30 protein-coding genes and 1 tRNA gene are annotated in these 26,619 nt (G+C 59.6%); 19 read left to right on the top strand and 12 right to left on the bottom strand.

The features are described from left to right. Nucleotides 1–138 precede the first annotated feature (138 nt). Nucleotides 139–2,004 carry a RiPP maturation radical SAM protein 1 gene (locus tag H8K11_01870; GenBank protein ID MCS6262476.1) on the top strand — a complete coding sequence of 622 codons (1,866 nt, stop codon included), beginning with the start codon at nt 139–141 and terminating at the stop codon, nt 2,002–2,004. A gap of 36 nt (nt 2,005–2,040) precedes the next feature. Here the strand turns inward: H8K11_01870 and H8K11_01865 are convergent, their stop codons facing one another. The 3 genes from H8K11_01865 to H8K11_01855 all read right to left on the bottom strand — a co-directional run bounded on the left by H8K11_01865 (nt 2,041) and on the right by H8K11_01855 (nt 3,697). Next, nucleotides 2,041–2,373: a carboxymuconolactone decarboxylase family protein gene (locus tag H8K11_01865; GenBank protein MCS6262475.1), complete on the bottom strand. Its 333-nt coding sequence runs from the start codon at nt 2,371–2,373 to the stop codon at nt 2,041–2,043. An 88-nt stretch (nt 2,374–2,461) separates the two neighbouring features. Then, nucleotides 2,462–2,731: a hypothetical protein gene (locus H8K11_01860; GenBank protein ID MCS6262474.1), complete on the bottom strand. Its 270-nt coding sequence runs from the start codon at nt 2,729–2,731 to the stop codon at nt 2,462–2,464. A gap of 144 nt (nt 2,732–2,875) precedes the next feature. Further along, nucleotides 2,876–3,697: an inositol monophosphatase gene (locus tag H8K11_01855; protein MCS6262473.1), complete on the bottom strand. Its 822-nt coding sequence runs from the start codon at nt 3,695–3,697 to the stop codon at nt 2,876–2,878. A gap of 250 nt (nt 3,698–3,947) precedes the next feature. Between H8K11_01855 and H8K11_01850 the strand changes: the two genes are divergently transcribed. Further along, complete coding sequence (locus H8K11_01850) at nt 3,948–4,457, top strand: winged helix-turn-helix domain-containing protein (protein ID MCS6262472.1); 510 nt, start codon at nt 3,948–3,950, stop codon at nt 4,455–4,457. Nucleotides 4,458–4,698: 241 nt separating this feature from the next. On the opposite strand, the gene H8K11_01845 is transcribed toward H8K11_01850, so the two are convergent. From H8K11_01845 to H8K11_01820, 6 genes are all read right to left on the bottom strand, one after another. Next, the gene (locus H8K11_01845) at nt 4,699–5,625 is read right to left on the bottom strand and encodes a UDP-3-O-acyl-N-acetylglucosamine deacetylase (protein MCS6262471.1); all 927 of its coding nucleotides are present in this window, start codon (nt 5,623–5,625) and stop codon (nt 4,699–4,701) included. Nucleotides 5,626–5,909: 284 nt separating this feature from the next. Continuing rightward, nucleotides 5,910–6,581 (bottom strand): response regulator transcription factor, encoded by a 672-nt coding sequence (locus tag H8K11_01840; GenBank protein ID MCS6262470.1) that lies wholly within the window; start codon nt 6,579–6,581, stop codon nt 5,910–5,912. Next, nucleotides 6,568–7,689, bottom strand: coding sequence for a hypothetical protein (locus tag H8K11_01835; protein ID MCS6262469.1), 1,122 nt, complete (start codon nt 7,687–7,689; stop codon nt 6,568–6,570). Before H8K11_01835 ends, H8K11_01840 begins: the two co-directional genes overlap by 14 nt. 108 nt (nt 7,690–7,797) lie before the next feature. Further along, nucleotides 7,798–8,262, bottom strand: coding sequence for a transcriptional repressor NrdR (nrdR, locus tag H8K11_01830; GenBank protein MCS6262468.1), 465 nt, complete (start codon nt 8,260–8,262; stop codon nt 7,798–7,800). Nucleotides 8,263–8,277: 15 nt separating this feature from the next. Then, entirely contained in the window at nt 8,278–9,534 is a 1,257-nt protein-coding gene (locus tag H8K11_01825) for a serine hydroxymethyltransferase (protein MCS6262467.1), read from the bottom strand. Between the two features lie 75 nt (nt 9,535–9,609). Then, nucleotides 9,610–10,104 carry a 50S ribosomal protein L9 gene (locus tag H8K11_01820; protein ID MCS6262466.1) on the bottom strand — a complete coding sequence of 165 codons (495 nt, stop codon included), beginning with the start codon at nt 10,102–10,104 and terminating at the stop codon, nt 9,610–9,612. Between the two features lie 302 nt (nt 10,105–10,406). On the opposite strand from H8K11_01820, the gene H8K11_01815 reads away from it, so the two are divergent. The 3 genes from H8K11_01815 (at nt 10,407) to H8K11_01805 (ending at nt 13,775) form a co-directional block, all read left to right on the top strand. Next, nucleotides 10,407–11,882 (top strand): hypothetical protein, encoded by a 1,476-nt coding sequence (locus H8K11_01815; GenBank protein MCS6262465.1) that lies wholly within the window; start codon nt 10,407–10,409, stop codon nt 11,880–11,882. An 89-nt stretch (nt 11,883–11,971) separates the two neighbouring features. Continuing rightward, nucleotides 11,972–12,058, top strand: a tRNA-Leu gene (locus H8K11_01810). A gap of 346 nt (nt 12,059–12,404) precedes the next feature. After that, nucleotides 12,405–13,775, top strand: coding sequence for a cytochrome P450 (locus H8K11_01805; protein ID MCS6262464.1), 1,371 nt, complete (start codon nt 12,405–12,407; stop codon nt 13,773–13,775). A gap of 99 nt (nt 13,776–13,874) precedes the next feature. Here the strand turns inward: H8K11_01805 and H8K11_01800 are convergent, their stop codons facing one another. The 3 genes from H8K11_01800 to H8K11_01790 all read right to left on the bottom strand — a co-directional run bounded on the left by H8K11_01800 (nt 13,875) and on the right by H8K11_01790 (nt 16,105). Further along, nucleotides 13,875–14,336 (bottom strand): flagellar basal body-associated FliL family protein, encoded by a 462-nt coding sequence (locus H8K11_01800; protein MCS6262463.1) that lies wholly within the window; start codon nt 14,334–14,336, stop codon nt 13,875–13,877. Between the two features lie 416 nt (nt 14,337–14,752). Beyond that, nucleotides 14,753–15,169, bottom strand: a complete 417-nt coding sequence (locus H8K11_01795; GenBank protein MCS6262462.1) for a DUF393 domain-containing protein — start codon at nt 15,167–15,169, stop codon at nt 14,753–14,755. 18 nt (nt 15,170–15,187) lie between these two features. Continuing rightward, a complete protein-coding gene (locus H8K11_01790) occupies nt 15,188–16,105 on the bottom strand; it encodes a cobalamin B12-binding domain-containing protein (protein MCS6262461.1) in 918 nt (305 codons plus the stop codon). 137 nt (nt 16,106–16,242) lie between these two features. On the opposite strand from H8K11_01790, the gene H8K11_01785 reads away from it, so the two are divergent. The 14 genes from H8K11_01785 (at nt 16,243) to H8K11_01720 (ending at nt 26,589) form a co-directional block, all read left to right on the top strand. Continuing rightward, nucleotides 16,243–16,539: a hypothetical protein gene (locus tag H8K11_01785; protein ID MCS6262460.1), complete on the top strand. Its 297-nt coding sequence runs from the start codon at nt 16,243–16,245 to the stop codon at nt 16,537–16,539. Between the two features lie 57 nt (nt 16,540–16,596). After that, nucleotides 16,597–17,559, top strand: a complete 963-nt coding sequence (locus tag H8K11_01780) for an SUMF1/EgtB/PvdO family nonheme iron enzyme (protein ID MCS6262459.1) — start codon at nt 16,597–16,599, stop codon at nt 17,557–17,559. Nucleotides 17,560–17,622: 63 nt separating this feature from the next. After that, a complete protein-coding gene (locus tag H8K11_01775; protein MCS6262458.1) occupies nt 17,623–18,681 on the top strand; it encodes an SUMF1/EgtB/PvdO family nonheme iron enzyme in 1,059 nt (352 codons plus the stop codon). Between the two features lie 52 nt (nt 18,682–18,733). After that, nucleotides 18,734–19,102, top strand: coding sequence for a hypothetical protein (locus H8K11_01770; protein ID MCS6262457.1), 369 nt, complete (start codon nt 18,734–18,736; stop codon nt 19,100–19,102). A 38-nt stretch (nt 19,103–19,140) separates the two neighbouring features. After that, nucleotides 19,141–19,929, top strand: a complete 789-nt coding sequence (locus tag H8K11_01765; GenBank protein ID MCS6262456.1) for an SUMF1/EgtB/PvdO family nonheme iron enzyme — start codon at nt 19,141–19,143, stop codon at nt 19,927–19,929. A 492-nt stretch (nt 19,930–20,421) separates the two neighbouring features. Further along, on the top strand, nt 20,422–20,700 hold the full coding sequence (locus H8K11_01760) for a hypothetical protein (GenBank protein MCS6262455.1): 279 nt from the start codon (nt 20,422–20,424) through the stop codon (nt 20,698–20,700). 32 nt (nt 20,701–20,732) lie between these two features. Next, nucleotides 20,733–21,671: a TIGR01777 family protein gene (locus H8K11_01755; GenBank protein MCS6262454.1), complete on the top strand. Its 939-nt coding sequence runs from the start codon at nt 20,733–20,735 to the stop codon at nt 21,669–21,671. After that, nucleotides 21,647–22,129 (top strand): DUF4149 domain-containing protein, encoded by a 483-nt coding sequence (locus tag H8K11_01750; GenBank protein MCS6262453.1) that lies wholly within the window; start codon nt 21,647–21,649, stop codon nt 22,127–22,129. Before H8K11_01755 ends, H8K11_01750 begins: the two co-directional genes overlap by 25 nt. 22 nt (nt 22,130–22,151) lie before the next feature. Next, on the top strand, nt 22,152–22,634 hold the full coding sequence (locus H8K11_01745; protein ID MCS6262452.1) for a PDZ domain-containing protein: 483 nt from the start codon (nt 22,152–22,154) through the stop codon (nt 22,632–22,634). 7 nt (nt 22,635–22,641) lie between these two features. Then, entirely contained in the window at nt 22,642–23,166 is a 525-nt protein-coding gene (locus H8K11_01740) for a hypothetical protein (protein MCS6262451.1), read from the top strand. Between the two features lie 48 nt (nt 23,167–23,214). Continuing rightward, the gene (locus H8K11_01735) at nt 23,215–23,646 is read left to right on the top strand and encodes a hypothetical protein (protein MCS6262450.1); all 432 of its coding nucleotides are present in this window, start codon (nt 23,215–23,217) and stop codon (nt 23,644–23,646) included. Then, the gene (locus tag H8K11_01730) at nt 23,643–25,088 is read left to right on the top strand and encodes a deoxyribodipyrimidine photo-lyase (GenBank protein MCS6262449.1); all 1,446 of its coding nucleotides are present in this window, start codon (nt 23,643–23,645) and stop codon (nt 25,086–25,088) included. Before H8K11_01735 ends, H8K11_01730 begins: the two co-directional genes overlap by 4 nt. Then, nucleotides 25,085–26,038 carry a DUF523 and DUF1722 domain-containing protein gene (locus H8K11_01725; GenBank protein MCS6262448.1) on the top strand — a complete coding sequence of 318 codons (954 nt, stop codon included), beginning with the start codon at nt 25,085–25,087 and terminating at the stop codon, nt 26,036–26,038. The genes H8K11_01730 and H8K11_01725 overlap by 4 nt, the downstream gene beginning before the upstream one ends. A 182-nt stretch (nt 26,039–26,220) precedes the next feature. Then, the gene (locus H8K11_01720) at nt 26,221–26,589 is read left to right on the top strand and encodes a hypothetical protein (protein MCS6262447.1); all 369 of its coding nucleotides are present in this window, start codon (nt 26,221–26,223) and stop codon (nt 26,587–26,589) included. Nucleotides 26,590–26,619: the final 30 nt, after the last annotated feature.

Raw genomic sequence — 26,619 nt, 5'->3', positions numbered from 1 at the left:
GACGGATCGCGGTGAATACGCCTGCGTCGTCCTCTCTGCGGGCGCCCGCGGCGAGCTTCGGTCTCGACTGTCTCGTGACGATGTCCCTGACTTATCCGGGTTTGGCCCCCGCCTTGTGCCGGCTGGATTGGGGATCTTATGAGTAGCTCTCAGGCCCAGGTGGCGCTCGTCAACATGCCCTTCAGCTTTTCGAAGTATCCCTCCATCCAGTTGGGCACGCTGTCGGCGCTGTTGAAAGCGAAGGGTATCGGGGTCGATTGCCATCACCTCAATGTGCGATTCGCGCACAAGATCGGGATTCCTCTCTACGAATCGATTTGCGAGAAACGCGCGCTGTTCGGCGAGTGGCTCTTCTCCTATCTGCTGTTTCGCGACAACCCCAAACGGGCTGAGTATCCGCGGGTGTTCAAGCCGGTGTTTGAGCAGATTGCCCGGGAGAGCGGCCAGCCGATTTCGTTCTTCGAGGAGATGGCCACGCGGACCGCGCCGCAATTCCTGACCGGAGCCATGACCGGCATCGATTGGGGCCAGTACAAGATCGTGGGGTTCACGTCCACGTTTGATCAAAACGTGGCCAGCCTGACGATGGCGAAGCTCATCAAGGATTTGTATCCGGACGTGAAGATCGTGTTCGGTGGCGCCAACTATGACGGCGAGATGGGGCTGGAATATTTTCGCGCCTTTCCGTTCATCGACCATGTAGTCGTGGGTGAAGGTGAGGTGACATTCCCCGCATTGGTGACCCATATCTTGAGCGGATCGAACGGACCCTGCCCGAAAGGCGTGACGTATCGGGAGCAGGGCGACATTCGATGTGAGCCGAATACTGCGCTCTTTACGGAGTTCGCGCAGACCGGCCCGCCGGACTACGACGACTACTATCACCTGCTGGCCGAGCTCGGCACCGAGGCGTCGCGCGGGCTGGATCGTATTCTGTTGTATGAGGGCTCACGCGGTTGTTGGTGGGGCGAGAAGCACCATTGCACCTTCTGCGGGCTGAATGCGCAGAGCATGAAATTCCGGGCGAAGTCGTCTGAACAGGTCGCTCGCGAGATGGCGTATCTGTCGAGTCGCTACGATACGACACGGTTCCGGCTGGTGGACAACATCATCGATATGAAATATGTCGAGAACCTGTTCGGCCGGTTTGCCGCCGAGCACTGCGATCTGGATGTGTTTATCGAAACCAAGAGCAATCTGCAGAAGAGCCAGATCCGGACGCTGGCCGTGGGGGGCGTGAAGTGCATGCAGCCCGGCTTGGAAAGCCTCAGTCTCTCGCAGTTGAAAGCGATGGACAAGGGCGTAACGCCCATGCAGAACATCATTTGCCTCAAGTGGAGTTGTTACTACCGAGTGTCGGTATCCTGGAATATTCTGCTCGGCTTTCCCGGCGAGACGAATGAAGACTATCGGCGGCAGATCGATCTTCTGCCGTCCCTGTTCCATTTGCAGGCGCCGGAAGCGACCGGGAAGTTCTGGTTGCAACGGTTCAGTCCCTACTTTACGAGACCGCATGAGTACGGCGTGCGCATCACGGGTCCGGGGACAGCCTATGAGTATGTGTATGATGCGGCGCGCGTCGATCTGCGCAAGATCGCCTATGATTTCGAGTATGAACTCGACGACTGGCCGGTGGATCCCCATGTCTATCAGGAATTGACCGGTTTGGTGGAGGAATGGCAGCGGCTGGCGCGCAGCAGCGACCGGCCGTTTTTGTATTACTCCAAGGCCATGGAGTATGTCACGATCTACGATGGTCGTAATCCACAAATGCCCACGAGGCAACGGTACGACTGGCCGGCGGCGGGCATCATCGAGGCCTGCAACGAGGCTGCGAAAAGTCGGGATCAGATTCGCGCAGCGCTGAACGACGCAACGCGTGACAGGGTATGTTCGGAAGATGAGCTGACAGAGGCGCTGGGCATCTTAACGAGTCGTCGTATTCTGTACGAAGAGCGCGGGAAGTATTTTACGCTGGCGATCCCCGAGCACCCCTACCACTGAGCGGATTCTGCGACCTCTTCGGTTTTCTCCCCTCCCCTACATGGACAGCTTCTCAGCGACGTTTCGCATCTGTACCCCGTGCACGAGTGATGCGCCACCGCGAATGGCGCAGGCCACGTGGACCGCTTCGGTCATTTCTTCGGTATTCGATCCCTTTTCCAGGCAGGCCTGTGTGTATGCATCGATGCAGTACGGGCATTGCACGGCATGGGCCACGCCGAGCGCGATCAGCGCCTTTTCCCGTTCCGTGAGCGCCCCTTCCGCGAAGACGGCGCTGTAATAACTCATGAACTTTTCCCACAAGACCGGGTTGCCTTTCCCCATGTCTCCGAATTTGCCGAGATCTTTCGAGTGGTAATAGCAGTCCATGGATAGCCTCGCAGGGTGAGTAGGTGTGGTTCGCTCCGGACCCGATATGACGTCGGCGAGCGATCAGCGGTTTTTCAGTGCCCGATCGTCAGGCGTTACCCGGCGGGGTGGGATCGGTCTCGCCGAGGGCCTGAGAAAAACGGTGTCCGACGATGGTGGTGACTTTGCTCATCAGCTCGCCGAGCTCTTTCCATTCTTCGGCACTCAAGTCTGCCTTAATCTGAGGATGCAGCGCCCACTCGGCATTGACGAGTTGTCCTTTGCGTGACACGTGGACATGTAAGAGTTCGACGTCCCAGACATCCTGCGGATTCGCCGCCGAGGTGACTGGTTTCTGCGGAGGGACTTGGCTTGCCATGGTGCGTGCGCTCCTTCAGTCTGACAGGTGAGAGCGGCATGATACCGCATCGAAGATTGCGCTGTACATGGGACGGCCGGCGGCGTGTGGTGTCCGCCGTCGGAGATGAGTTGCTCGAGAGTCGCCGGCTGGAATCGATGCTGATCAGTGAGGATCGGGGTGCTGGTTGATGGCGCGAAGCAAGTGTTCGTGAATGCGCCCGTTGGTGGCGACAAGCTCCTGTCCGTACAATGAAAATCGGTCCCTGCTGAAGCCCGACACCACACCCCCGGCCTCCCGGAGAATCACAACACCGGCGGCCATGTCCCATGGACTCAGTTTCACTTCCCAGTATCCGTCAAATCGGCCGGCCGCGACATAGCTGAGATCCAATGCGGCTGAACCGGTGCGGCGCACGCCCTGTGCGCGAAGTGAGATGCGGGAAAAGTGGTCGAGATTATTGTTGGTGGTCTCACGGATGTTGTATGCGAAGCCGGTGACCAGCAGCGAGTATTCGAGCGTCTCAATCGTCGACACGCGAAGGCGTTCGCCGTTCAGGTACGCGCCCTGTCCCAAAACAGCGGTGAATAACTCACCGCGAACCGGGTCCAGCACGACACCCACGATGCATTCCCCGTCACATTCCAGGCCGATCGAGACGGAGTAAAACGGGAAGCCATGGGCGAAGTTGGTGGTGCCGTCCAGGGGATCGATAATCCATCGATAGGGCGAGTCTGTGGCCCCGTCTTCCCCGCGTTCCTCCGCAAGGATCCGGTGGGACGGGTGGGCGGAAAGAATGGTGCGCACGATGCTTTCTTCGGCGCCTCGATCCGCATCCGTCACAAGATTGATGGCTGCCTTATAGTCGATCCGAAATCCGGAGCGGGCATGTTCCAGGAGCACGGTTCCGGCCGCTTCCGCTGCTCTAATCGCGGTCGCAAGAAACAAGGTGCGGTCTTCTGAAGAAGGACGCTTCGATGTCTGCATAGATTCTGCATCCTAGCATGACTCGCCTCCAGGTTCCGCCTAGGACTTCTCCTTAATCTGGCAATTCACCGTAACACGTTGAAAAATAACAATATGCTAATAGCTTGTTCTTGTATGGCAAGGCTTGGCTAGGCATTGTATGCATTCGGCTTGTGCACGCGGAGAATGCGATCAAATAGTTATTTTGAATCACTTGACAGAAAATGAATCACTTGCTATAAAGCAAGTATGCTTTATTGAGGACTTGCTTGTGGAAGAATTGACCGACATTCTGGTGGGCCTAGAGCAGCGGATCAGCGCCTATCGGAATCGCTACCAGGAGCTTGAGAAAAAGCGGCGTCGGCTCGACGACGAAATCGCGATGATCAAGAAGTACTTGGAGCTGGCGGAAACGCTGTATCGCGTTGAAGCCGACAAGGCCAAGCTGGCAAGCCTCTCCAGCCAGATTATTACCGATGAAAAGGGTATTCGGCCGCTCCCCGTGACCGATGTTACGGACCAATCGCGCGAAATCCTGCTCGGCAAAAGCAAGTATGTCGGAAAGAGCGTCCCGGAGGCTGCCTATCAGATTCTCCGCGAAGCCAGCCGGCCGATGCATGCCAAGGAGCTTTTGCAGCGCCTGCTGGAGGGCGGTTTGCAGATCAAGGGCAAGACACCATTGACGTCTGTGGCGACTTCATTGAAGCGGGATAAGCGATTCCAGAAAGTCGGACCGAACACGTTTGCGGTGATGACCCAGGAGTTAACGGCAGTAGTGTAAGCGGGCGGAAGAAGTTCATATCAACTCTAAATGTGTGAAGGGAGGTGAGAGTCTTGGCAACGAAGAAGGCAGCGAAGAAACCAGCGAAGAAGGCAGCGAAGAAGAAGTAAGTCCCACCAGGATTTACACGCCGGGGGTAAGGCCACTTACCTCCGGCGTTTTTTTATGCCTAAAAGCGGCCATGGCCTTATGGACATAGGCATGGGCGTGTACCGCGTATGAGGTGCGTGGGAAGCAGCGGTTAGATTGCGAGGGATGGCGCGGGGCGAAGGAGCCCGATCGACGGGCGGGATTCGGGTGCCGCGACTGCATGTTCCCCGGTGATGAGGGCCCATTTGTCGCGCTGAGCCAGGATTTGCTCAACGAGTCTGGTGTGCATGGCATGGCCTGATCGTTCCGCAATGATATGGCCGATGAACGGGAAACCGAGCAACGCGATATCGCCGATCAAGTCCAGGACCTTGTGTCGGACGAACTCGTTCTGGAAGCGGAGGCCCGATTCATTCACGACACCGTCTTTGGACAGAATTACGGTGTTGTCCAGTGTTCCGCCTTTTCCGAGTCCTCTGGCCCACAGGGCTTCGACTTCGTGCAAAAAGCCGAACGTGCGAGCTGTGGCGATGTCCTGCTCAAAAGCCGAGGCGGAACAGGTATAGGTGTAGGACTGGGTTTGGATTAATGGATGATCGTAGTGAATGGAGTACGTAATCTTCGGTGTGGAAGACGGCTCGATCCTGACTCGGCGTGCCCCATCAACAACTTCAATGGGTTGCGTGATTTTCACATACGATTGGCGACGGGTCTGGGGGATTACGCCAGCCGTGCGAATCAATCGCACGAAGGGGCTTGCGCTGCCATCCAGCACGGGGACTTCCCCTGCATCGACTTCTGCGTACACGTTATCGACTTCCATGCCGACCAAAGCCGACAGGAGGTGTTCGATGGTCTTCACTTGACGGCCGTTGACGCTGATGGCCGTGCAGAGCTCGGTCGGTACTTTATTCGAGACTGCAGCCGGAAGGAGGGTTTCCTCCGATCCGTTGCGATAGACAAACACGATGCCGGTATTGGGGGGAGCTGGGCGGAGTGTCAGCGTGACCGGTTGGCCTGAGTGGAGCCCGACGCCCGAACATGAAACTGGTGATCCGATCGTTTGCTGAAACCGCACGGTGCCTCCTCCGTAATGTGTACTCCCATATGAGCAATGCTTGTGCCAAGCATAAACTCAATCGTAATGTATTGATATATATTGAGTTTAGCTCGATGGTTGAAAATGCTCACTGTGGTGAAATTCACACAATTGTATCTTTTGCTGGAGGACGCGAGGCACGGAAGTGTTTGGTTTTCAATGAGTTAACTGATTGTATCCGGCTAGTGTCGAGCGGGAACTGTGTATCCCGGCATCAGCATCGAGATCCTTGCCAGGGCTCTGGCTTGGTGGCACCGCCTCCGTCAGGGTCTCGGCTCCAGTTCGATCAGCCCTTTGCGAATGGCCAGAATCGCGGCCTGGGTCCGGTCATACACCTGCAGTTTGTGAAAGATATTGCGGACGTGGTTTTTAACCGTCTTCTCGCTGAGATCCAGGTTGTTGGCGATTTCTTTGTTGGTCTTCCCGTCCGCGACGAGGCGCAGGACCGTGATTTCGCGTTCGGTCAAATCGTGTTCAACCCAAGCCGGTTTCTTGCCCTTCTTCTGGGACATGAGGGAGAACTCGGCCAGGATCTTACTGGCGACCGACGGATGAATGAGCGACTCGCCCCTGTAGATGGCCCGGATGGCCGCCACGATTTGTGAGGATTCAGAGTCTTTGAGCAGATACCCGGTGGCGCCGGCACGCACGAGATCGAAGATGTATTGCTGCTCTTCGTACATCGTCAGCGCTACGATGCCCATGTGAGGAAACTCCCGCTTGATTTGTCGGGTGGCTTCGATGCCGCCCATGCGGGGCATACTCACATCCATGAGAATGACGTCCGGCATGAGGGTTTTGGTTTTCTCCACGGCTTCCACGCCGTCTTGCGCTTCGCCCACCACGTTGATGTCGTCTTTGGTTTTGAGGATGGCCGCCAGGCCTTCGCGCACCACGCGGTGATCATCAGCGATCAGGACCTTAATTTTTTCCATGACGAATCGTCTCCTTGTCGGCTAGTGGGATTCGCAACACGATGCGCGTGCCGCGCCCTTTCTTCGAGTCGATCGTGGCTTCCCCGCCCACCAGTCGTGCGCGCTCCAGGATGCCACGAATGCCGAAGTGATCCCACTTTTCGGGATCGCGAAGGACCGCATCCATGTCGAATCCGATCCCGTTGTCGGAAATGGTCACTTGCAACAGATCAAGCCGGATATCGAGTTGCACCGACACCCGGCCGGCCTTGGCGTGCTTTTGCACGTTACTCAGCGCCTCTTGGACGATCCGGAACAGAAAGATCTTAGTCCGCGGGAACAGGATTGTTTCGTCTCCGGTCACGGAAAAGGCCGTCTTGATATGGTATTGGGTTTCGTAGGACTTGAGATAGTTCGTCAATGCCGGGATGAGCTCCATTTTGTCGTAGTGGAGCGGACGCAGGTTGAAGATAACCTGTCTGGCCTCCTGGATGGCCAGTTTCAACTGCGCTTTGGATTCACGGATCGTAGCGAGACTGGCTTTGGGATTTTTCCGAAGCAGCTCTTGAGAGAGTTCCAGCTTGAAGTTCACGCCGGCGAGGCTCTGCACCAACCCGTCGTGAATTTCGCAGGCAATACGCGTCCGTTCCTCCGTCACCGCCGCGCCGGTTTCTTTGACGTACAAGCGGTAGAGCGACTGGTACTTATTCAAGGCTTTTTCGATGTCGGCCGTGGCGCGGATGCGCGCCTCGATCAACTGCCACATGAACTTGGCGCTGGCGCCACCGATGACCGAGACACCCATGCGGCGGATATCTTGAAGGTATTCGCCGACCTCGGGGTTGCCTGACACATCGATGACCAGATCGACCGGTCCCATTTTCAGCAGTTGGCGATAGTTGCGCGTCACCCTGATGTGCAGCCGTTTGGCGAGGCCGAGGCCTGGTGCCTGATCGCTGATGTCTGCCACGCCGACGATACGGACCAATGGATCGTTGGCAAAAATTTCCATCAAGGCGGTGCCGCCGCGGCCTGCGCCGATGATGACCACGTGTGTGGCCCCGGGCGATCGGCGCCTGCTTGGCCGCTTGGCTGTTCGTCGATTTCGGGTGACTTTGGTTGTTGCCATGAGGTCAGAACCTATCGGGAGGGCGCAAACCTTTCCTCTGTTGGTGCCCATCCTGCCGAGACCTACACCGAGCGGACTGATCCGAAACAGCGAAGAGAAGGGGAGGGCTTAACGCTCCCGGCGCTGCTGGGCCAGGGATTTGATCTCGTCCATGAACTGGTCGATGTCTTTAAATTCCCGATACACGGAGGCGAATCGAACATAGGCGACCTGGTCGAGTTGAGACAGTTCTCTCATGACTTCCTCACCGACGGCGGTGCTCACGATCTCGGTTTCACCTAAATCCTGGATGCGCTTTTCGATGCGATCGGTGACGGTTTCGATGGTCGCGGTACTGATCGGGCGTTTTTCGCAGGCTTTCTTGAGCCCGGACACGATCTTGCTCCGATCAAACGGCTCCCGTCGTCCGTCCTTTTTTACGACGGCGGGCATGGTTTCTTCGACCCGTTCGTAGGTGGTGTACCGGCGTTTACACGACAGGCATTCGCGCCGCCGCCGGATGACCTCGCCTTCTTTGGCCATCCGCGAATCGACGACTTTGTCCTCGACATCGTCGCAGAAAGGACACTTCACGGGCGAACGTCCTGCCTAAGCGGGAGACGAATCGTAGGCATGAAAGATGGGAAAACGATTGCACAACGTTTTTGCTTGCGCCCGCACCTCGGCCTGCACCTGCTGATCCTGGGGATGCTGCAACACACGATCGATGAGCGCCACGATCTCACGCATCTCCGCTTCGCGCATGCCGCGCGTCGAGACGATGGGGCTGCCGATCCGGATGCCGCTGGCCGTGGCCGGCGGTTTTTCATCGTACGGGATAGCGTTCTTGTTCACGATGATGCCAGACGCGTCCAATGCCGCATCAGCTTCTTTCCCCGTGATGCCTTTGTTGGTGAGGTTGACCAGCATCAGGTGGGTATCGGTTCCCCCCGACACAATTTTATAGCCACGGTCGACGAGGCCCTGCGCCAAGGTGCGCGCGTTGGCGAGCACCTGTTGCTGGTACCGTTTGAACGCCGGCGACAGCGCTTCTTTGAATGCAACGGCTTTAGCGGCAATCACATGCATGAGGGGGCCGCCTTGCAGGCCCGGGAAAATAATCTTATCGACGGCCTTGGCATATTCGGCCTTGCACATCGTCACGCCACCGCGTGGGCCACGCAGCGTCTTATGCGTCGTGGTGGTGACGAAATCCGCGTAGGGGACAGGATTGGGATGCAAACCGGCCGCGATCAATCCGGCAATGTGTGCGATATCGACCAGGAGATACGCGCCCACCGACTTGGCGATGGCCTGAAACTTGGGGAAGTCGAGGGTGCGGGCGTAGGCGCTGGCGCCCACCACCAACATACGGGGCCGGCATTCCTCGGCGATCTTCTGAACCGCCGCGTAATCGATGGTTTCGGTCTGGCGATCGACGCCATACGAAAACGCACGGAAGATGATGCCGGAGAAATTCACCTTGCTGCCGTGGGTGAGGTGTCCGCCCTGGGCAAGGTCCAATCCCAGAATCGTGTCGCCCGGCTTGAGCACGGACAGGTACGCAGCCATATTGGCCTGCGATCCCGAATGCGGCTGCACGTTGACGTGCTCGGCGCCGAAGATCTGTTTCGCGCGTTCGATGGCGAGGCTTTCAACCGTATCGACATGCTGGCAACCGCCGTAATAGCGCTTGCCGGGATACCCTTCGGCATACTTATTCGTCATCACGCTGCCCTGGGCGGCCAAGACGGCGGGGCTGGCGAAATTTTCCGAGGCGATCAACAGCAACTTGTCCCGTTGCCGCTGCTCCTCGGCGACGATAGCCTCGTAGGTTTCAGGGTCGGTTGATTTCAATGCGTCCAACGAACCGATCAGCTCCTGCATGCTTCCTCCGAGCGCAGCCTTCTATCCGGTGGCCACGCATGATCCCGCAACGGGTTATGCGGTTGGTGCGGCTTCTTCCGGCTCTGCTTGCGCTTCTTGCTCGTCTTGCTTCTTCACCACATGGACCGCAATGGTGGCGGTGACTTCGCGCGGCAGCTTGATGGCAATGGCGAAGGTGCCGAGTTCCTTGATGGGCTGGGCCAGCTGGATCTTGCGGCGATCCACGGTGAATCCCTGCTCAGCCAACCCTTCCGCAATATCCTTGGCCGTCACGGATCCAAACATCTTGTCGTCTTTTCCGACCTGGGCGGCAACGGTCAGCGAGACCGCGGAGATCTTCTTGCCGTGCGCCTCGATGTCCTGCTTTTCCTTCTTGGCCTTCTCGGCCGCGGCCCGCTTGGCATGTTCGAATTCTTTGATGTTCCGGCTATTGGCTTCAACGGCCTTCTTGCGGGGCAAGAGATAGTTCCGGGCAAATCCGTTGGAGACGTCCAAAAGGTCGCCGAGGTCACCCACGCCTTCGAGTGTTTCTTGGAGAATCACCTTCATACTGCAACTCCTTCTGTTGGAAAGGGAAAAAGCATACTGGCGGGCTGTGCAAAAGTCAATTGATCTGGAGCCATCGGGCGGTTTTCTTCATTCGGCTCGAAATGGCGGTGCAGGCGCTCAGTGCGGCTCTTGCCGTCTGTTTTCGCTTTTCGACGGTGGATGAAATGGTATGTGCGTCGCTGGTGGACAGGATCTTTGGGAACTCTTTAAGATACGCTCCCGATTCGATGAACGATGCGCTGGTGTCTGTGCGATCGGCACCGCAGACTGCGCCACGACAACACGTGAGGGAAGAACGGAACATGACCGCAATACCAGGCACCTTACCCGATCTCCTCGAACACTTGGCCGTAACGCTGGAAGGTGATGCCGCGCGCAGCACGGAGCAGGGGCTCGACCAGTCGATTCCGCTCACGCGCGGCCGGCTGCTTCAGACCGTCGGGAATTTGCATCTCTATGAATTCTTTCTGCCTGTCGACGTGATGGTGGGAGCCGACCTGTCTGCAACGTTGCTCCTGGGCGAAGAGGCTGAACCCACGGAGGGTATTGTGCTGTTTCAGGACGGGGAGCGCCTCGTGCTGCAATTGTTCGATGCCATCGGCGATGTGATGCCCAGCGCCACGCTGGTGCCTGATGCCGGCGGATTGGCCCTGACCACCAGCCGCCGCTTGGCAGAAATGAGCAAGACCGGCGCCTCCTACACACTCGGCCCGGCCGAACGGCTTCTCCCCGTTCTCGAAGCGGGGCAAACGGGGGACCGCGCTGCTCTGGAGGCCCTGGTGCCCACCTCTGTGCTGACGCCCTTGTGGCAAGACGATCTGACGGCGCGTCGGCAGAAGCTGGCCACGCTCGTGATTGAGCTGCTTCGGGGCAACAAACGCATTCTTCTCGTTGCTCCGGACCACGAGAGCGCCGATGCAATCACTCTTCTCACGGCCCGGGCCATGAAAGCGGCCGGACTGACGTTCAAAAGTTGGCTGAGTCGGTACGAAGTGGCGACCAGCAAGGAGAGCGGAGGCATTCCGCTTCCGGATTTGGGATTCGAGGCGCAGATGCATCAGTTCTATGCCAAGTCTCGATCCGACAAGGCGGTCTTGCGCAAAAAGTACGATCGATTTCGTGAGCTCACGCCGATTCTGGCCTACAAGGCTCAAAAGCAGAAGGATCTGGATGAGGTGCGGTTGCTGGAATGGCGACTCGTGACCCAGTTGACCGATTTCCTGACCAAGATCAAGGAAATCGACCAGACCCTGACCGACTATGAACAGCTCCCCATCTGGAAGCGGTTGTCCATGCAGGCGGTAGGAAAAAACGTCGAATCGCTGCGTGAGTACAAAGCGATCTATGAACGGCACTGTGCCGGGCTTCGCCATGAGGTCGACATCGCCAAGGAACGGATCGCTGAATTGATCCCCGAGGCGACCGTCCCGAAGGAGCTCAAGCCGGAATTTGCCGAACTCAAGGAAGAAGTCATCCGCTTGGGGGGCACGAAGAAGATTCGCGAACTGCTGGCGGCGCAGGAGGATACCAACCGGCAGGCCTTCGTGCAGAACCGGCGGGTCATCGTCACCACGGCGGCGCGGGTGGCGGTCGATCCGTTGTTTCGCAAGGTGCGGTTCGACGTCTTGATTGCGGATGAGGCGCCACGCATCCGCGCGGCCTTTCTGCTGGCGGCGGCGGGGTTGGTCCGCGAACGGATTGTGCTCAGCGGCGACCTGCGCGAGGTGACGGCCGGTGGCGCCTGGAATCTCACCGACGGGGTCCTGACCGTCGGCTGAGCCCGATTCACCTCAGCCGACGGATATTTTCATGTTCCTCACCTTGACGGGTCGAAACCGATCAGCGATAATCCCGCTCTATTCTTCATGCCGAAGTGGCGGAACTGGCAGACGCACTGGTTTCAGGTACCAGCGCCCGTAAGGGTATCCGGGTTCAACTCCCGGCTTCGGCACCATACACAGCTTGCTCGCCCCGGAGCCTCTCTAGATCGTTCTTGGCGACGGGATAAAGCCCTCTAACAGTCTTTCTCTCTTCTCCGCTCTTTTCTTGGCCTTTCGAATATTCTGCGGCACCTCAATTTCCAGACCTCTTCGACCGGGCCTGTAAGAGGGCGGCGAGTGCCAGCGGCAGCCGAATCTGCAGAGCCATTAACCGCCGGACAATCAAACGCCATGTAGCCCTGGTGGTTCGGCCCTACCACTCTTCATGCGAAGTTTGTACCATGCGGAACAGTCCTTGCGAGATCCCATGCCCGGCGCGTCCGACAATCAACCGTCCCATCCCACTCAATGCCTGTCGATGTGAAACCATCTCATACGTTGGTCGATGTTCCCGGCAGTGAGCCTCTGCTGGGCCACCTGCGTGCGTTCAGGCGGCAACCGCTGGAGGCCATGTCGCAGTGGTGGCGACGGCATGGCGATGCGCTACGCTTTCGTCTCGGCCCCAAGACGCTCTACCTCCTCAGCCATCCCGATCTCGCGGAGGAGATTCTCGTCCATCAGGCCGATCGTTTCGTGAAAGTCTACGAGCCGCAGCGTCCCACCGGCCTTGCGTTGGTCTTAGGTAACGGCTTGGTGACCAGTTCGGGCGACGTCTGGAAGCGGCACCGGCGCATCATCCAACCGGTTTTTCATCGCGCCCGCATGGCGGCGATGGCCGAGCGTATGGCGCAGGTGGGCGAGCAGCGGATCGCAGGTTGGACCGTCCACGTGGGGCGGACGGTCGATATCGCCGACGAAATGATGCGATTGGCCCTCGAAGTGATCTCTCACACGATGTTTCACACAAACGTGGCCGACCATACCGACCAGATCAGTCATGCGCTCAGGGTCAGTCTGAAGTATGCGTTCGATTCGTTTCACAGTCCCCTGCGCCTGCCCCTGTGGGTGCCGACCCCGCGCAACCGTGAATTTCGTCTCGCGCTGCAGTTCATGGACAAGCTCATCTATGGATTGATCGCCGAGCGCCGCCGCACTGGAGCGCTGCACGACGATCTCCTGGATCTGCTCCTCAGGGCCCGCGATGAGGACACGGGTGCCGGGTTGAGCGATCAGGAACTGCGGGATGAAGCGCTGACCATCTTTGCTGCCGGACACGAGACCACCGCCAATGCCCTCGCTTGGACCTGGTACCTGCTGGCCACCCATCCGGAGGTAAAGGCGCGTTTTCACCAGGAGGTGGACCGGGTGCTGCAGGGTCGAACGCCTCAGGCCGACGATCTTCAACAACTCCCGTACACGCGCGCGGTTTTCGATGAAGCGGTTCGTTTATATCCCCCCGTTCCGGCGGTCCAGCGAAAGGCTGCCAGCCGCACAAGCATCGGCGGCCTCACCCTGCCTGCCGGAGCGCTTGTCCTGGTGGGCATCTATCACTTGCACCGGCACCCGACCTTCTGGCGCGATCCGGAGCGTTTCACGCCGGAGCGCTGGCTGGAGGGCGAACGACCGGCTCCCCGATGCGCCTACCTGCCGTTCGGCGCAGGCCCCCGGGCCTGCGTGGGGACGCACTTCGCGACGGTGGAAGGGCCGCTGCTCCTGGCGCTGATCGGACGCTGCTACGATCTACAGCTTGCGCAGGAACACGTCGAGCCCGAGATCATGGTGACCCTGCGCCCGAAACACGGCATCCGCATGACCATCCAATCACGGCACCAGCCGGTCCGCTTCGTCTAACGCACGCCGGGTTTCATCCGGACTGGCTGTCTCAGTCTTTCAGCAGCACCAGAGTGTGAAGGTCGATCTGTCGGCAAGCGTAGTTCTTGCGGAAGCGGGTCAGTACCCGACGGGGGTTATCAACCAGTTGGTAATGTAGACATTCTGGACCTGTCCTTTGGGAAGCAATTTGTTGATGCCGCGTCGAATGTCTGCTCGCAAGGCCGGTCGCTGCCCGGACGCACGGAGATCGCTGACGGCATAGGTGTGAAGAATTTCCATCACCTGCCGATCGATCGCGTCGTGGCGGGCCTGGATCAATCCGGCGGTCCCCGAGCGATCAAGCTCCAAGGCCAAATTGACTTGGACGTAATAGTAGCGTTGGCCGTCATCCACGGGCGCGACGACGGGCGGCAGGTTGATGGTCACACCTGGCTGCCCCTGTGAGGGATCGGGAGGAGCGGTTTGCAACGAGAACGTATGCGGCAGGAGGTCCGGATGGTACTGGCTCGCCAAATAGCCTACCAGGAGCAGGATGGCGGCGATGCTGAACAGCACGATGAGGCTGACGCGTAATGTCATGCTGAAACGGATGAATGTGACGTGAAGCGGCGGTTCTGTCCTCGATGATTCTGGTGACGCTGTCTCGCACCAGGACGACGTTCTGCATAACAGTAGCATCTCCTTGGAAATTGTCAGCAAGGGAGCTCTCAGGTAGACACTAGGCAATTACCCAGGCATGGCGGTTCGTGATGGTTAGTGCTGTTGGGTGAGGTTCGGATGGATGTGTAGGGCGCCGCTGTCAGACTTTTCCTTCGCGCGAGGTGAGGTTCGACCGACTGGGACTGACTCGACGAACCGCTCGTTGCGCCGTGCTCCCTCTCAAGGTCTGTCGAGATAGATGAACGTGTACGGTCTAGGAACGAAGGCTTGATCCGGGCCTCGTGGCTCCGTTGTGCTCCGTCATGATCGGGGTGCGGGAAACGAGAGGAGGCGGATTATTGCGGGGCTCGCAATGACGCGGGGGAAGCTGCGGCGCAGGCATTTCGAGGACAGGCATTGCTGCGGCCCGTGAGCCAAAGCCGGTTTCTGGCAAACCACCCGTAGGCCGTCACCATGAGTGGGGCAACCAACGGGAGCCGACTGAGGCGAGACAGGAATCTCAGACCGATCGCCTCCCAAATCGCACGGAAGACCTCGACGCCCGTGATGACGGTGCCGTCCGCCCACTGGGCGTGGATCACTGTGCTCAGATCCGTGACAGCCAGGCCGGCCGGTGCGGCATTGAAGTCGGCAAGAGAGAAGTCGAGCAGGGTGAGGCGTTGCGTCCTATCCAGACGCTTCATCAGCGCCATTTCTCGGGCGCAAATGGGACAGGCTCCGTCGTAGAACACGGTGAGTGGATAGAGAGCCATCCGAACGGTGCCTTTCTGTCATCCCGGGATCGTAAATCGCCGGGTGAATCGATCCAGCACTTCGTCCAACTCGCTGAAGGTATCCAGGACATCGATGCCGTATTGCGCAAACTGATCGCGCATCACGCGCGCGCCATGGCCGCCGGCCATGACCGTGGTAACGGGTTTCAATTCCTCTGCGAGCGAGTGAATCAATTCCGCGGCGTTTCCTTCCTGCAGCACCAGGGTCAACGACAGGATGGCCAGATCCGGGGCGACCTCCCTGCAGAGCCTGCCGAGGGAGGAGATCGGCACGTTGGCTCCTAAGTAGTAGACCCGGCATCCACGCACGCGGCAACGGTAGGCGACTGCCAATGCCGCAATGTCGTGCTCCTCACCGGGCGGGCAGGCCACGACGACTTTCGCGCCGAATTCCGCCACCGGCAATTGATTCATGGCCGCATACAGTTTTTGTTCAATTTGGCTGGTCACGTAATGTTCGAGGGCGATACTGATGCGCCCGCTGTGCCACAGGTCTCCGACGCGTTCCTGCAGCGGGAGCAGAATTCCGTGGAGTGCCTCTTCAAACGGGACGACTGCGACCGCGCCGTTCAAGCGTTTCTCGAATGTGACGCGGTCGAATGGTTCCAAGGCCGAGAGCAGTTCCCGCAAGAGTCGGTCGAACGTATTGTCCACCGCGGCGGTGCGCGGCGCTTCCGCGCGCAAGAGGGCAATCAACTCCTCACGCCCCAGCCTGGCGAGATCACCGATTGAAGCTCCCGCATCCAATTGCTGCTTCAGATAGCGCAGCAAGGCCACATCTTCATCCGAATAATTGCGATAGCGATTCGCGCCTCGTGTCGGTTTCAGCAGGCCAAATCGGCGCTCCCACACTCGAATCACATCGCGACTCAGACCGGTGAGCTTCGCAACCCTATGAATTCTGTGCGTATTCATTGTTGATCCCAAGTATATGGTTGTGTCCAATGTTTGTCAAATATTTATTAAAATAACTATTGACACATTGGACAAAAGAGGTTAAACATTGGACATAGAGGTTGCAAACATTGGACATGAACATGCGAGGAGTGATCATGGCGACCACAAAGACAATGGAAGGAACTGTGGGACTGAGTGACATCCGGAGACAGATCCTGACTGTTCAGCAGGAGTCGAGCTGCCTGCGATGCGGCGGACTAATGGTTCGTGATTTCTGCACGGACCTGTTGAACGGAGCCAGCGGGCTCGATAGCACCACTTCGCGTTGTGTGCAATGCGGGGATGTCGTCGATCCGGTCATTCGGTGGAACCGGTACCTGCAGCAGGCTGCCGGCGCAGTGCGGGAGATGAGTACGTCGAAGCCGGTCCTCCAGGGCCAGGTCTCTGTTTAGCAACAATCGTGACCCCACCGGGGGGTCTGTCAGGGTTCTCAACCAAGGAGGTTTCTCATGCGGAGGCACACAGGTCTACAAATTGGAATAGGAGCGATGCTCGTGGCTGGATCCATGTCGATGGCCGTGTCGGCGAAGGCAGCCGGCGACCATAAAGACATGGTCCTCATCCCCAGCGGCGAGTTCACCATGGGCAGCAACGAACATTCCGATGAGGTGAGGCACCAGGTGGTGCTGGATGCGTACCTGATCGACAAGTTCGAGACGTCAAACGCGCGGTACAAGGAGTTCATGCGGGCGACCGGTCATCCGGCGCCGGCCTACTGGGACGATCCGCGGCTCAGCAAGCCCGAGCAACCGGTCGTCGGAGTGAGTTGGACGGACGCCAACGCCTTTTGCAAGTGGGACGGCAAGCGGTTGCCCACCGAGGCGGAATGGGAAAAGGCTGCCAAGGGTCCGGAGGGAGACAACCACTACCCGTGGGGACATCACCTCGATCCGAAGAAGGCCAACTATGGACAGAATGTGGGACGCACCACGCCGGTGGACTCCTATCCTGAAGGGGTGAGCGGGTATGGTGTGTACAACATGGCGGGCAATGTCTTCGAGTGGGTGGACGACTGGTACGATCCGAAATATTACCGCACCAGCAATGCGTTGAATCCCCGTGGCGCCGAGAAGGGCTACAACTTCGCGAATCAAGGGCCGGTGAAGGTGTTGCGTGGCGGGTCCTGGCTGGCTCCGGAAACCTCGCTGCACACCAGCCACCGGTTCTGGAATCAGCCCGAGAATAACTCCTACGGCGTCGGGCTGGGTTTCCGTTGCGCGAAGTCGGCCAGCGTGGCGTCCGACGAGGCCGCTCAAGCCGGGCGGGATGCCTTCATTCAGGCGCTTGTAGGCATGGGAGCGGAGAAGAATGCCGACGCCCTCGCCTCTATCGAGAAGGCTCTGGCGGCGGATCCCGACAACAAAGAGTATCTGGCCACTCGCGATCTCATCAAGAAGAGCATGAAGAAGTAGCACGTAGCCGTGGAGGGGGCGGCTGACCGTCCCCGACCCGGCCCTCAGCGCAGGAGGTATAGCATGAAGACAATGGGGAACGTAGTCAGGGCAGGACTGATCATGACCGTCGCCGTCATGGCCGCGACGGCGCAGGCGGAGGATTCCATCATTCCCGCGGATATGGTCTACGTGGGACAAGGACCGTCGATCATGGGATTAGACAAGGCTCCACCGGCGGATTCCGGTCGCCGGCTGACGCTGTACGACAAACGAATGAAGACGCCTTTGTCTGCCGAAGCGTTCAACGATGAGGGGCCGGCGCATATGGTGTTCCTGGATTCCTATCTGATCGACAAGTACGAGGTGTCGAACAAGGACTATGGCGCCTTCATCAAGGCGACCGGTCATCCGGCGCCGGCCTACTGGGACGATCCGCGCTTGAATAAGCCTCAGCAGCCGGTGGTGGGCGTCAACTGGATCGACGCCAAAACCTACTGCGAGTATCGCGGGAAGCGGTTGCCCACCGAAGCCGAATGGGAAAAGGCGGCCCGCGGCCCGCACGGCAACCTCTATCCCTGGGGCAACGACTTCGATTCCAACAAGGCCAATTATGACAGGCATCATGATGCGACCTTGCCGGTGGATTCTCATCCGGAGGGCGCCAGCTACTACGGCGTGTACAACATGGCGGGCAATGTCTTCGAATGGGTCGGCGACTGGTATGACCCGAAATACTACGGGCGACTCGAAACCATGGTGAACCCCACCGGTCCGGAAAAACCCTTGTGGATCGGTGGAACGGGAACCTACGTAGACCGCTTGACCGTCGGCGAGAAGCGCGTCATCCGCGGCGGCTCGTGGATCGCACCGGAAGGCACGATTCGCTCGACGCACCGGTTCTGGAATCATCCGCTCAATAACAGTTACGGCGTCGGCCTCGGTTTCCGGTGCGCCAAAGCGGCTCCGGCTGACTGGGAGCAGCGCATCAGGGACAGCTACATCACCGCGCTGGTGGAAATGGGGCGGGAACGCTTCAGCGAGGCCCAGCAGGCAGTCAGCCGGGGTTTGGCCATGGATCCGGCGAACATTGAATTGTTGGAGCTGCGACCTCTCATCGAACAGTCGATGAAGCAGCGATGAGTGCACAGGGCGGGAGGGGCCGGCCCGCCATTCACCCGACGGAGGCAGAGGCATGACGTACAGCACGATGATCACACTGGTCGGCGGATTCAGCGCGCTCTTGATGACGGCGGATCTCCAAGCCGGTCCGATCGATGCCAGCCGCCACCCCCATCCGGAAAAACTCCAGATGGTGCATGAGGCGGAACACAGCGTGGATCACGCGTGGGAGGTGTATCACCGCGCGGCCCTGGGGGGCACCGTGGCATCGCCTGATCTGCAGGCGCAGATCGAACATCATCTGCATGAAGCCAGAACCCTTGTGACACAGGCGCAGGAGGCGGCCGACCGGGGAGACACGGGTAAGGTGGAACGGCTTGTCGGTGAGATCAAGATTCATACGGCCCAGGCAATCGCGGGGAGCAAGGAGCAGAAGAAATGACTCAAGGTTTGACCAGGAGAAGAACCAGGTGGAGATGCATGAGCCTGTTCGTGACGGCAACCTGTGCGGTCGCCCTGACACCTGTGCTCGCGGCGCCGACTCTCAAGGAGCTGGATCCGGTTCCGATGGTCACCGTGCCGGGCGGACCGTTTTTGATGGGCAGTGAGAATCCCAAGGGGCGGGCCGACGAGTGGCCGCAACGGTCGGTTCATGTCGATACGTTCGCCATCGATCAGGTGGAAGTGACCAATGAGCGCTACATGGCGTTTGTCGCCGCCACCGGTCATCGCAGCCCGCCGAATCCCTATGGCACCGGGGTCTTGGTCTCGGCCAAAGGGATCGAGCAGCTGCCGGTTGTGCAGGTGACGTGGTACGACGCCAAAGCCTATTGCGCGTGGGCCAAGAAGCGGCTGCCCACCGAAGCGGAGTGGGAGAAGGCCGCACGCGGCACCGATGGCCGGATGTTCCCGTGGGGGAACGAAACCCCGAGTCCGACCCGGGCGAACTTCGACCGGGAGTGGGTCGACGACAAGACATTGTATGCCGTCGGTTCGCTGTCCGGAGGGGATTCTCCATACGGCATCAAGGATATGTCCGGCAACGCACGGGAATGGGTGCAGGATTGGTACGCCCCCGACTATTACGCGAATGCTCCAGATAGGAACCCGCAAGGCCCCGACAAGGGGATCGTCCGGGTGATTCGTGGAGGGTCGTGGCACAGTCCCCAGTCGGATATTACCGCCACGGCACGGGGACGAGGAGGATTCGCGCTGCAGACGCATGGCACCGGATTCCGGTGTGTCCGGGGTGGAGAGACAGCGAAATGAGCCATGTGCAGGCGTGAGGAAGCGAGGCCGGTCCGAAGCAGTGACTGTCAGGAGGTACCGCGACTCCGCACGCGGCCTCCCGTTGAGGAGGGCGGGTTCTTCCTTCGGAGGAATCCGTCCCCTCAGCGAACCATCGGATAACCAGCAGAATGTACGGCGCCCCCAGGCGCCACGATCAGGAGGCATTCATGACGCAGATGTTCGCATATGGTATCGCGGCAATAGTGATGAGCATCGGGACGGCCCTGTTCGCCAGGCAGCGGCGAGCTGCCTATGCGGTGGTGCGGTCGGCTCGGCCGGCAAGGTCACGGGTGCGATAGGGCATGGGTGGGCGCCGGAACGGGAGCAGTCGCATGCAGTGGGCCCGGTTCAGTTCGTGGTCGTCCATTTTTTTCCCAGTCGGGGGTTCCAATGGAAACACATGGGACACCAGAATCTCTCTCCACTCCGCAGCCCGGGCATCACATCTGTCCGCGCTGCGGAGGATTGTTGTTGACACAGCACTACATCGATTTGCTCGATGATACCGGTCAGATCGATATTACGGCATGGCATTGCACGATGTGCGGCGAGGTGCTCGACCCGGTCATCCTGAAGAATCGCCGGAGCCCGCCGCCGAACCTGCTGTATGGCACAAAGCAGAGAAAGTTCAGCCAGCGCGTGACGGCCGTTTCCGACAGCAGGCCTGTGAAACAGTCATCGGACGATCGAGCACCGGACGAGAGTGACGAGGAGTCGGCCGATGAGGCCGACCAGGACGGGGCATTGTAGCCGTGGACTGTGCCCGACGGGAGGACAGACAGATGAAGATCATCGTCGCCGGAGGAACGGGATTCATCGGCCATGCGTTGGTCGAAGAGCTGGCCCGACAGGGTCATGAGGTGGTGGTCTTGAGCCGCCGGTCCGGTCATGCGTCCCAGTCGTCGGTCCGGTTCGTGGAATGGGACGCTCGTTCTGACGGACCCTGGCACGCTGAAGTGGCGACGGCAGATGTCGTCATCAATCTGGCCGGTGCGCCGATCGCCGACGGGCGATGGACTGATGCCCGCAAGCGGCTCCTGGTGGAGAGCCGGGTCCTGTCGACCAGACTGCTGGTGGACGCATCGGCCGGCCGGTCTGCGCCCCTTCCTCTGTTGATCAGCGCATCGGGGATCGGTTACTACGGCCCGAGCGACGATCGGCTTCTGGATGAGGCGTCGCCGCTCGGTCAGGGTTTTCTGGCCGAGCTGTCTGCCGCCTGGGAAGCGGAGGCCTTGCGTGCCGGTCGGCTCGGGACGCGTGTCGTACTATTGAGAACCGGGATGGTGCTCGAACAGGGCGGTGGCGCGTTGCCGAAGATGTTATTGCCGTTTCAGCTCTTTGTCGGAGGGCCGGTGTTGCCGGGCACGCAATGGGTGTCATGGATTCACCGGGCGGATCTCTTGAGCCTGATTCAATGGGCCATCGCCACGCCGACCGTCTCCGGCCCTGTGAACGCAGTGGCGCCTGAGGCGGTCACGATGAAGACGTTCTGTGCCACGGTCGGCAAGGTGCTCCATCGTCCCTCGTGGCTTCCGGTTCCCGGCTTCGCGTTGCATCTGGCGTTGGGTGAGGTAGGGACGTTGATGACCACCGGGCAACGTGTCGATCCGGCGAAGGCGAGAGCCGGGGGATATACCTTCCGTTATCCGACGTTGGAGCGGGCCTTGCGGGCGATCGTGAACAAGGAGGATCAGGCATGTCTGCCTTCCTCGACCCGGTGATGCAGTACCTGCAGGCCCTGGCTGTCGCGGTCTTGGTCGGCAAGGTCGTGCTGCTCTCGTTTGTGGTGGCGCCGATTCTGGCCAAGAACCTGGACCAGGAAGCGTTTGGGAAAGTCGTCCGCCGGCTTTTTCCTGCCTACTATGTGCTGGGCATGGGAGCCGCTGCGGCCGGGCTGTTGTCGGTCACCGTGCTCGGGAGCACACGTGGGTGGAATTTGCCGGTGCTGATCGCAGGCGGCATCTGGCTGGTGATTCTCGCGGCCGAATCCTATTGCCGGTCGCCTCTCACTCCGCAGAGCAATGCGATGCGAGATCGACTGAAAGAACAGGAACAGCACGGGGTCGTTGATGCGACGTTGAAGCAGGCCTGGGATCGATTGCATCAACGGTCTTTATATCTGAACTCGCTGGTGTTGCTGGCAGGCTTGTGTTTGGTAGGCGTTGCGCGTCAATTCTGATTGTCACGAAGGGAGATGGACGATGAAAAAGCAGAACAATACCTCCGTCTACTTGGTCGTAGGATTCTTGAGCGTCTGCCTGAGCCACTCGCCTGCCGCAACCGGCACAGCTCTGGCGAGCGATGGACATGACAAGGCAGGGGCGCCGGCACCCACATTCAGTTTGGAAGCGGCGATTCCGGATGGCGTGATCGGAGTGTCGCTGCACGTGGGGGCGGAGCGTGTGGGTGAGACGGCGGTGCTCTATGTGGCGCAGGTGCTGCCTGATGGACCGGCGGAGAAAGCCGGACTCAAGCAGGGGGATGAGCTGACGACCGTAGACGGTGTGGCCGTGACCGGGAAGACCTACGAGCAAGTGGCCCTCCTCGTTCGGGGCGAGCCCGGGTCGGTGGTGAAGTTGGGGGTGAAAAGCGAGGGCGGTCCGCGCGAGGTCTCCGTGACTCGTGTCTCGGGCCAGACTCTGTACAAAGGACAAATGGGATCACACGGCGGCTCGGGCCGATAGGTGGCATGTGAAACGGATGCTTGCGGCGCTTGGCTTGTCGATCATCGTGGCCGGACCGTTTCCCGTCGAGGGGCATGGACAGGTGATGCCTGTCTCACGGGCCTCCGGCATCGAGAGAGCGGGGTTATTCCTCATGGCAGGCGACTATCGCCGGGCGCTGGAGGCTTGTGAGCAGGCCATTCAGGATCGGCCGTCGGCAGAAGCCTACCTTCAGCTCACCTATGTCTATCAGGCGATCGACGCCTACCTCGAACAGCTGTCCAAGGATGAGAGTTGGACGGCCGTGGAACAGTTGTATCTGAACCTCGCCTATCGGCACACGGAGGATCTCGTCGATCCACCGGGCGGCCTGGCTCGCATGGCGAAGGAAATGATTCAAACCAGCGTGCGCCAGCAATCCGATGTCAGCGCCGCGATGGCGGTCCGGTTGAACAGGGTCACGGCCGACCGTCTCTGGCAGGAGCAGGCGCAGTGGCGGCACACACATCCCACCGAATGGTGGCGGGCGTTTCCGGATTCCTGGGTTCGATGAATGAGCACGGACCCACGGAGTCCGTCCGCAGGGAAGGAGCGTGAAAACATGACCGGGCACACGACTTCACGGGGCATCGACATCAAACTCTTCGGGGCGCTCTTTTTGCTGGTGGGATTGATCGATGTGCTGATCATCGAATTTTTCCCCGCCTATGGGCTCAAACTGTTCGGCGTCACGATCACCGGTCCGCTGGCCTACATGGTCAAGCTGCATTCGCCGGCCGTGCATTTTCTGATCGGCTACGGGTTTCTGTTTCTGCGTCCGTGGGCCTGGGGGTTGGCCATGGCCTATGGGGGCTTCGGCCTCACCAGCGAATTGATGAATCAGTTTCAATTCGGCTTTCATCACTTGCGCACGGGCTTCATGGCCACCACGGCCTTGTTTCTCTGTTATGTCGCCTGGCGGCGAATCCTGTTCGCCGATCCTGTCCCTCCGGCGCAGCGGCTGGCCTCCTCCTCTCCCGAGGTTCCCTTATGAAAGGTCTGGTCTGGTTTCGTCGAGATCTCCGGCTCCGTGACAACCCCGCCCTGTCGGCGGCCTGTCAGGAATGTCAGGAGATTGTGCCGCTGTTCGTGTTCGATGAACCGCTGCTGCGTTCGCACGCGTTCGGCTCAGCCTGCGTCGGGTTCATGCTGGGGTGTCTGGAGGAGTTGCGCCGGTCCCTGGCCCTGCACGGCGTGTCCCTCGCCTGGCGGATGGGCGATCCGGTTGAATCGGTCATGCAGGCGGCGTCCGACTTCAAGGTCGATGTCGTGTATTGGAACCGGGACTATGAACCGGCGGCGCTGGAGCGGGATCGCACGGTTCAGCAGCGGTTGGCGCAGCAGGGCCGGACGGTCAGGACATTCAAGGACCATGTCGTGTTCGAAGCGGAGGAAGTGCGCGGGCTGAGCGGAGATCCGTTTCAGCGCTACAGCGCGTATCGCGACCGCTGGTGGACGAAATGGCGGGCTGCTGCTCCGCCTCTGCTGGGCATCCCTTCGTTTCCGTCGGCCGGCAAGGCCTCTACTCCGGATTCGCGGAAATGGCCTTCGGTGACGGATCTCGGATATGAGTCGGTGCCGATGTGGATCGAGCCGGGTGAACAGGCGGCCCATACCAGACTGCAGTGGTTCTTGGGGGGGCCGGTTCATCAGTATGTGACCGGCAGAAATCTTCCGGCGAGCGACGGCACCTCGAAGTTGTCACCCCATCTGCGCTTCGGAACGGTCTCCGCGCGTACGTTGGTGCATGCGGCGCTGAATGCGCTTGCCAAAGGCGGTGCGGTCTCGCGGGCGGATGTCTTCACCTGGATCGATGAACTGGTCTGGCGGGAATTTTTTCAGCAAGTCCTCACGGCGTTTCCCCACGTGGCGCAGGGGCCGTTCAAAGCGAAACCGGGTCTTCCCGAGCCCAGACCCGCGGGGCCTGAGCGCGAGCGGTTGTTTGCCGCCTGGTCTCAGGGCCTCACGGGCTACCCGATTGTGGATGCCGGCATGCGGCAATTGAACCAGACGGGATGGATGCACAATCGCGTGCGGATGGTGGTCGCCTCGTTTCTGGTGAAGGACCTCCGGATCGATTGGCAGAGCGGAGAGCGTTATTTCATGGAACGGCTCGTCGACGGAGACCTGGCCGCCAACAACGGCAACTGGCAATGGTGCGCTTCGACGGGGACGGATGCCATGCAGGGCTACAGGATCTTTAATCCGAGAATCCAAAGCGAAAAGTTCGACGCCGAGGGGGAATATCTTCGCCGCTACGTCCCGGAACTCAAGCATGTGCCGACGAAATGGATTCATGAGCCGCATCTCATGCCGCCGTTGGAACAGGTGCAGGCCGGATGCCGCATCGGGTCGGATTATCCGGAGCCGATCGTGGACCATCGACAAGCGCGCCAGGAATATCTGGATCTCGGAAAGGCGCAGGTGAAGGCATGATGACCCCCCCGCTTCGCCTGGGCATCAGCCGGTGCTTGCTCGGGGAAGAGGTCCGTTTCGATGGAGGCCACAAACGGGACGTGTTTCTGACCGAAGTGCTGGGTCGGTACGTTGAGTGGGTGCCGGTCTGTCCGGAAGTGGAAGCCGGGCTCGGTACCCCGCGTGAAGCGATGCGACTCATCGGCAATCCCCAACAGCCTCGGCTGGTCGCCATCAGGAGCGGGCGAGACCACACGCTGGCGTTGGAGACGATGGCCGGGAAGCGTCTGGGTGATCTTGAGGAGCTGGACCTGTCCGGGTTTGTGTTCAAGAAAGACTCGCCGAGTTGCGGGGTGGAGCGTGTTCGTACCTACAACGAGCATGGCATGCCGGGCAGAAAGGGTGTGGGGTTGTTTGCGCGCGCCTTTCTCGATCGGTTTCCGCTCATTCCGGTGGAGGAGGAGGGGCGGCTCTGCGATCCGCTCCTGCGGGAAAACTTCATCGAGCGGGTGTTCTGTTACCGTCGTTGGCAGGATCTGATGCAGCGCGGCGTCACGAGGCAGGCGCTGGTGCGGTTTCATACGATCCACAAATATCTGCTCCTGGCACATAGCGCCCCGCACTATCGTCAGCTCGGGCGATTGGTTGCGCAGGTGAACGAGTATCGTCCGAAGGACCTGGCCATCCGGTACGGCGAACTGTTTATGCAGGCCCTCGCGGCGAAGGCGACGGTGCGAAAACATGTGAATGTGCTCCAGCACATCCTGGGCCATTTCAAAGAACGGCTGGATGGGCAGGAAAAGGCCGAGCTGTTGGGGGTCATCGGGGACTACCACCAGGGACTCACGCCGCTGATTGTTCCGCTGACATTGATCAAACACTACGTCCGGCTCTTCGATGTCGAATACATTCGCGACCAGGTGTATCTGAATCCGCATCCGAAGGAGTTGATGCTCCGCAATCATGTGTAACAGGCTGTGGAAACACTCGATGGGTACGCAATACATGAACCTGCAGGATGCGCAAAAAGGCCGTCCAGCAAGGCCGCAGCAAGCGAAGAGGCGAAACGTACTCGGGCCGTACGGTGAGCCCCTGAGCGCCGCGAGAACGCCGCTGGCGGCCTTTTTGCGCATCCTGTTAGAAAGGAGCGACGATGCCGCACGTAGTGATCGAATCGACCGGTGAACTCCAGGCTGTGTACCAGGCCTTCGCCCCGATGTTGCAACGGACGGAGGGGGAGATTGTCAAGGTTCAGGAGTGCTACCTGGCGAAGAGCGGACGAGAAGCGCTGCTGGATGCGGTCGTGATCGAGCAGGGTACGGCGCGCAGTTTTTTCATTCAGCTGAAACGGCACGAGACGACCATCACCGTCCGCCTTCTTCCCGCCACCGATCCCGAGAAGACGCCGGCCGTCAAAAAGGCGATGGCGCTGGTGGCCGGACTCATCCGGAAGGTGTACCCGGCAAGCCGCTACGGCAAGACCAATCTCCAGGAGTATCTGGAGTCCCCGATGTCGATGTGAGTGCAACCAGGTGTGAATTTCAATCAGAGG

This window comes from Nitrospira sp., assembly GCA_024998565.1.
Classification (GTDB): domain Bacteria; phylum Nitrospirota; class Nitrospiria; order Nitrospirales; family Nitrospiraceae; genus Nitrospira_A.
Note: the sequence above shows the minus strand (reverse complement) of the source record. Positions and strands in the feature narration are given on the sequence as shown.

Excerpts from the sequence above, each read along its gene's own strand:
- H8K11_01870 (MCS6262476.1), top strand. The coding sequence starts at position 139 with ATGAGTAGCTCTCAGGCCCAGGTGGCGCTCGTCAACATGCCCTTCAGC.
- H8K11_01865 (MCS6262475.1), bottom strand. The coding sequence starts at position 2,373 with ATGGACTGCTATTACCACTCGAAAGATCTCGGCAAATTCGGAGACATG.
- H8K11_01860 (MCS6262474.1), bottom strand. The coding sequence starts at position 2,731 with ATGGCAAGCCAAGTCCCTCCGCAGAAACCAGTCACCTCGGCGGCGAAT.
- H8K11_01855 (MCS6262473.1), bottom strand. The coding sequence starts at position 3,697 with ATGCAGACATCGAAGCGTCCTTCTTCAGAAGACCGCACCTTGTTTCTT.
- H8K11_01840 (MCS6262470.1), bottom strand. The coding sequence starts at position 6,581 with ATGGAAAAAATTAAGGTCCTGATCGCTGATGATCACCGCGTGGTGCGC.
- H8K11_01835 (MCS6262469.1), bottom strand. The coding sequence starts at position 7,689 with ATGGCAACAACCAAAGTCACCCGAAATCGACGAACAGCCAAGCGGCCA.
- H8K11_01820 (MCS6262466.1), bottom strand. The coding sequence starts at position 10,104 with ATGAAGGTGATTCTCCAAGAAACACTCGAAGGCGTGGGTGACCTCGGC.
- H8K11_01815 (MCS6262465.1), top strand. The coding sequence starts at position 10,407 with ATGACCGCAATACCAGGCACCTTACCCGATCTCCTCGAACACTTGGCC.
- H8K11_01800 (MCS6262463.1), bottom strand. The coding sequence starts at position 14,336 with ATGACATTACGCGTCAGCCTCATCGTGCTGTTCAGCATCGCCGCCATC.
- H8K11_01795 (MCS6262462.1), bottom strand. The coding sequence starts at position 15,169 with ATGGCTCTCTATCCACTCACCGTGTTCTACGACGGAGCCTGTCCCATT.
- H8K11_01790 (MCS6262461.1), bottom strand. The coding sequence starts at position 16,105 with ATGAATACGCACAGAATTCATAGGGTTGCGAAGCTCACCGGTCTGAGT.
- H8K11_01785 (MCS6262460.1), top strand. The coding sequence starts at position 16,243 with ATGGCGACCACAAAGACAATGGAAGGAACTGTGGGACTGAGTGACATC.
- H8K11_01780 (MCS6262459.1), top strand. The coding sequence starts at position 16,597 with ATGCGGAGGCACACAGGTCTACAAATTGGAATAGGAGCGATGCTCGTG.
- H8K11_01775 (MCS6262458.1), top strand. The coding sequence starts at position 17,623 with ATGAAGACAATGGGGAACGTAGTCAGGGCAGGACTGATCATGACCGTC.
- H8K11_01770 (MCS6262457.1), top strand. The coding sequence starts at position 18,734 with ATGACGTACAGCACGATGATCACACTGGTCGGCGGATTCAGCGCGCTC.
- H8K11_01765 (MCS6262456.1), top strand. The coding sequence starts at position 19,141 with ATGAGCCTGTTCGTGACGGCAACCTGTGCGGTCGCCCTGACACCTGTG.
- H8K11_01755 (MCS6262454.1), top strand. The coding sequence starts at position 20,733 with ATGAAGATCATCGTCGCCGGAGGAACGGGATTCATCGGCCATGCGTTG.
- H8K11_01750 (MCS6262453.1), top strand. The coding sequence starts at position 21,647 with ATGTCTGCCTTCCTCGACCCGGTGATGCAGTACCTGCAGGCCCTGGCT.
- H8K11_01745 (MCS6262452.1), top strand. The coding sequence starts at position 22,152 with ATGAAAAAGCAGAACAATACCTCCGTCTACTTGGTCGTAGGATTCTTG.
- H8K11_01735 (MCS6262450.1), top strand. The coding sequence starts at position 23,215 with ATGACCGGGCACACGACTTCACGGGGCATCGACATCAAACTCTTCGGG.
- H8K11_01730 (MCS6262449.1), top strand. The coding sequence starts at position 23,643 with ATGAAAGGTCTGGTCTGGTTTCGTCGAGATCTCCGGCTCCGTGACAAC.
- H8K11_01725 (MCS6262448.1), top strand. The coding sequence starts at position 25,085 with ATGATGACCCCCCCGCTTCGCCTGGGCATCAGCCGGTGCTTGCTCGGG.
- H8K11_01720 (MCS6262447.1), top strand. The coding sequence starts at position 26,221 with ATGCCGCACGTAGTGATCGAATCGACCGGTGAACTCCAGGCTGTGTAC.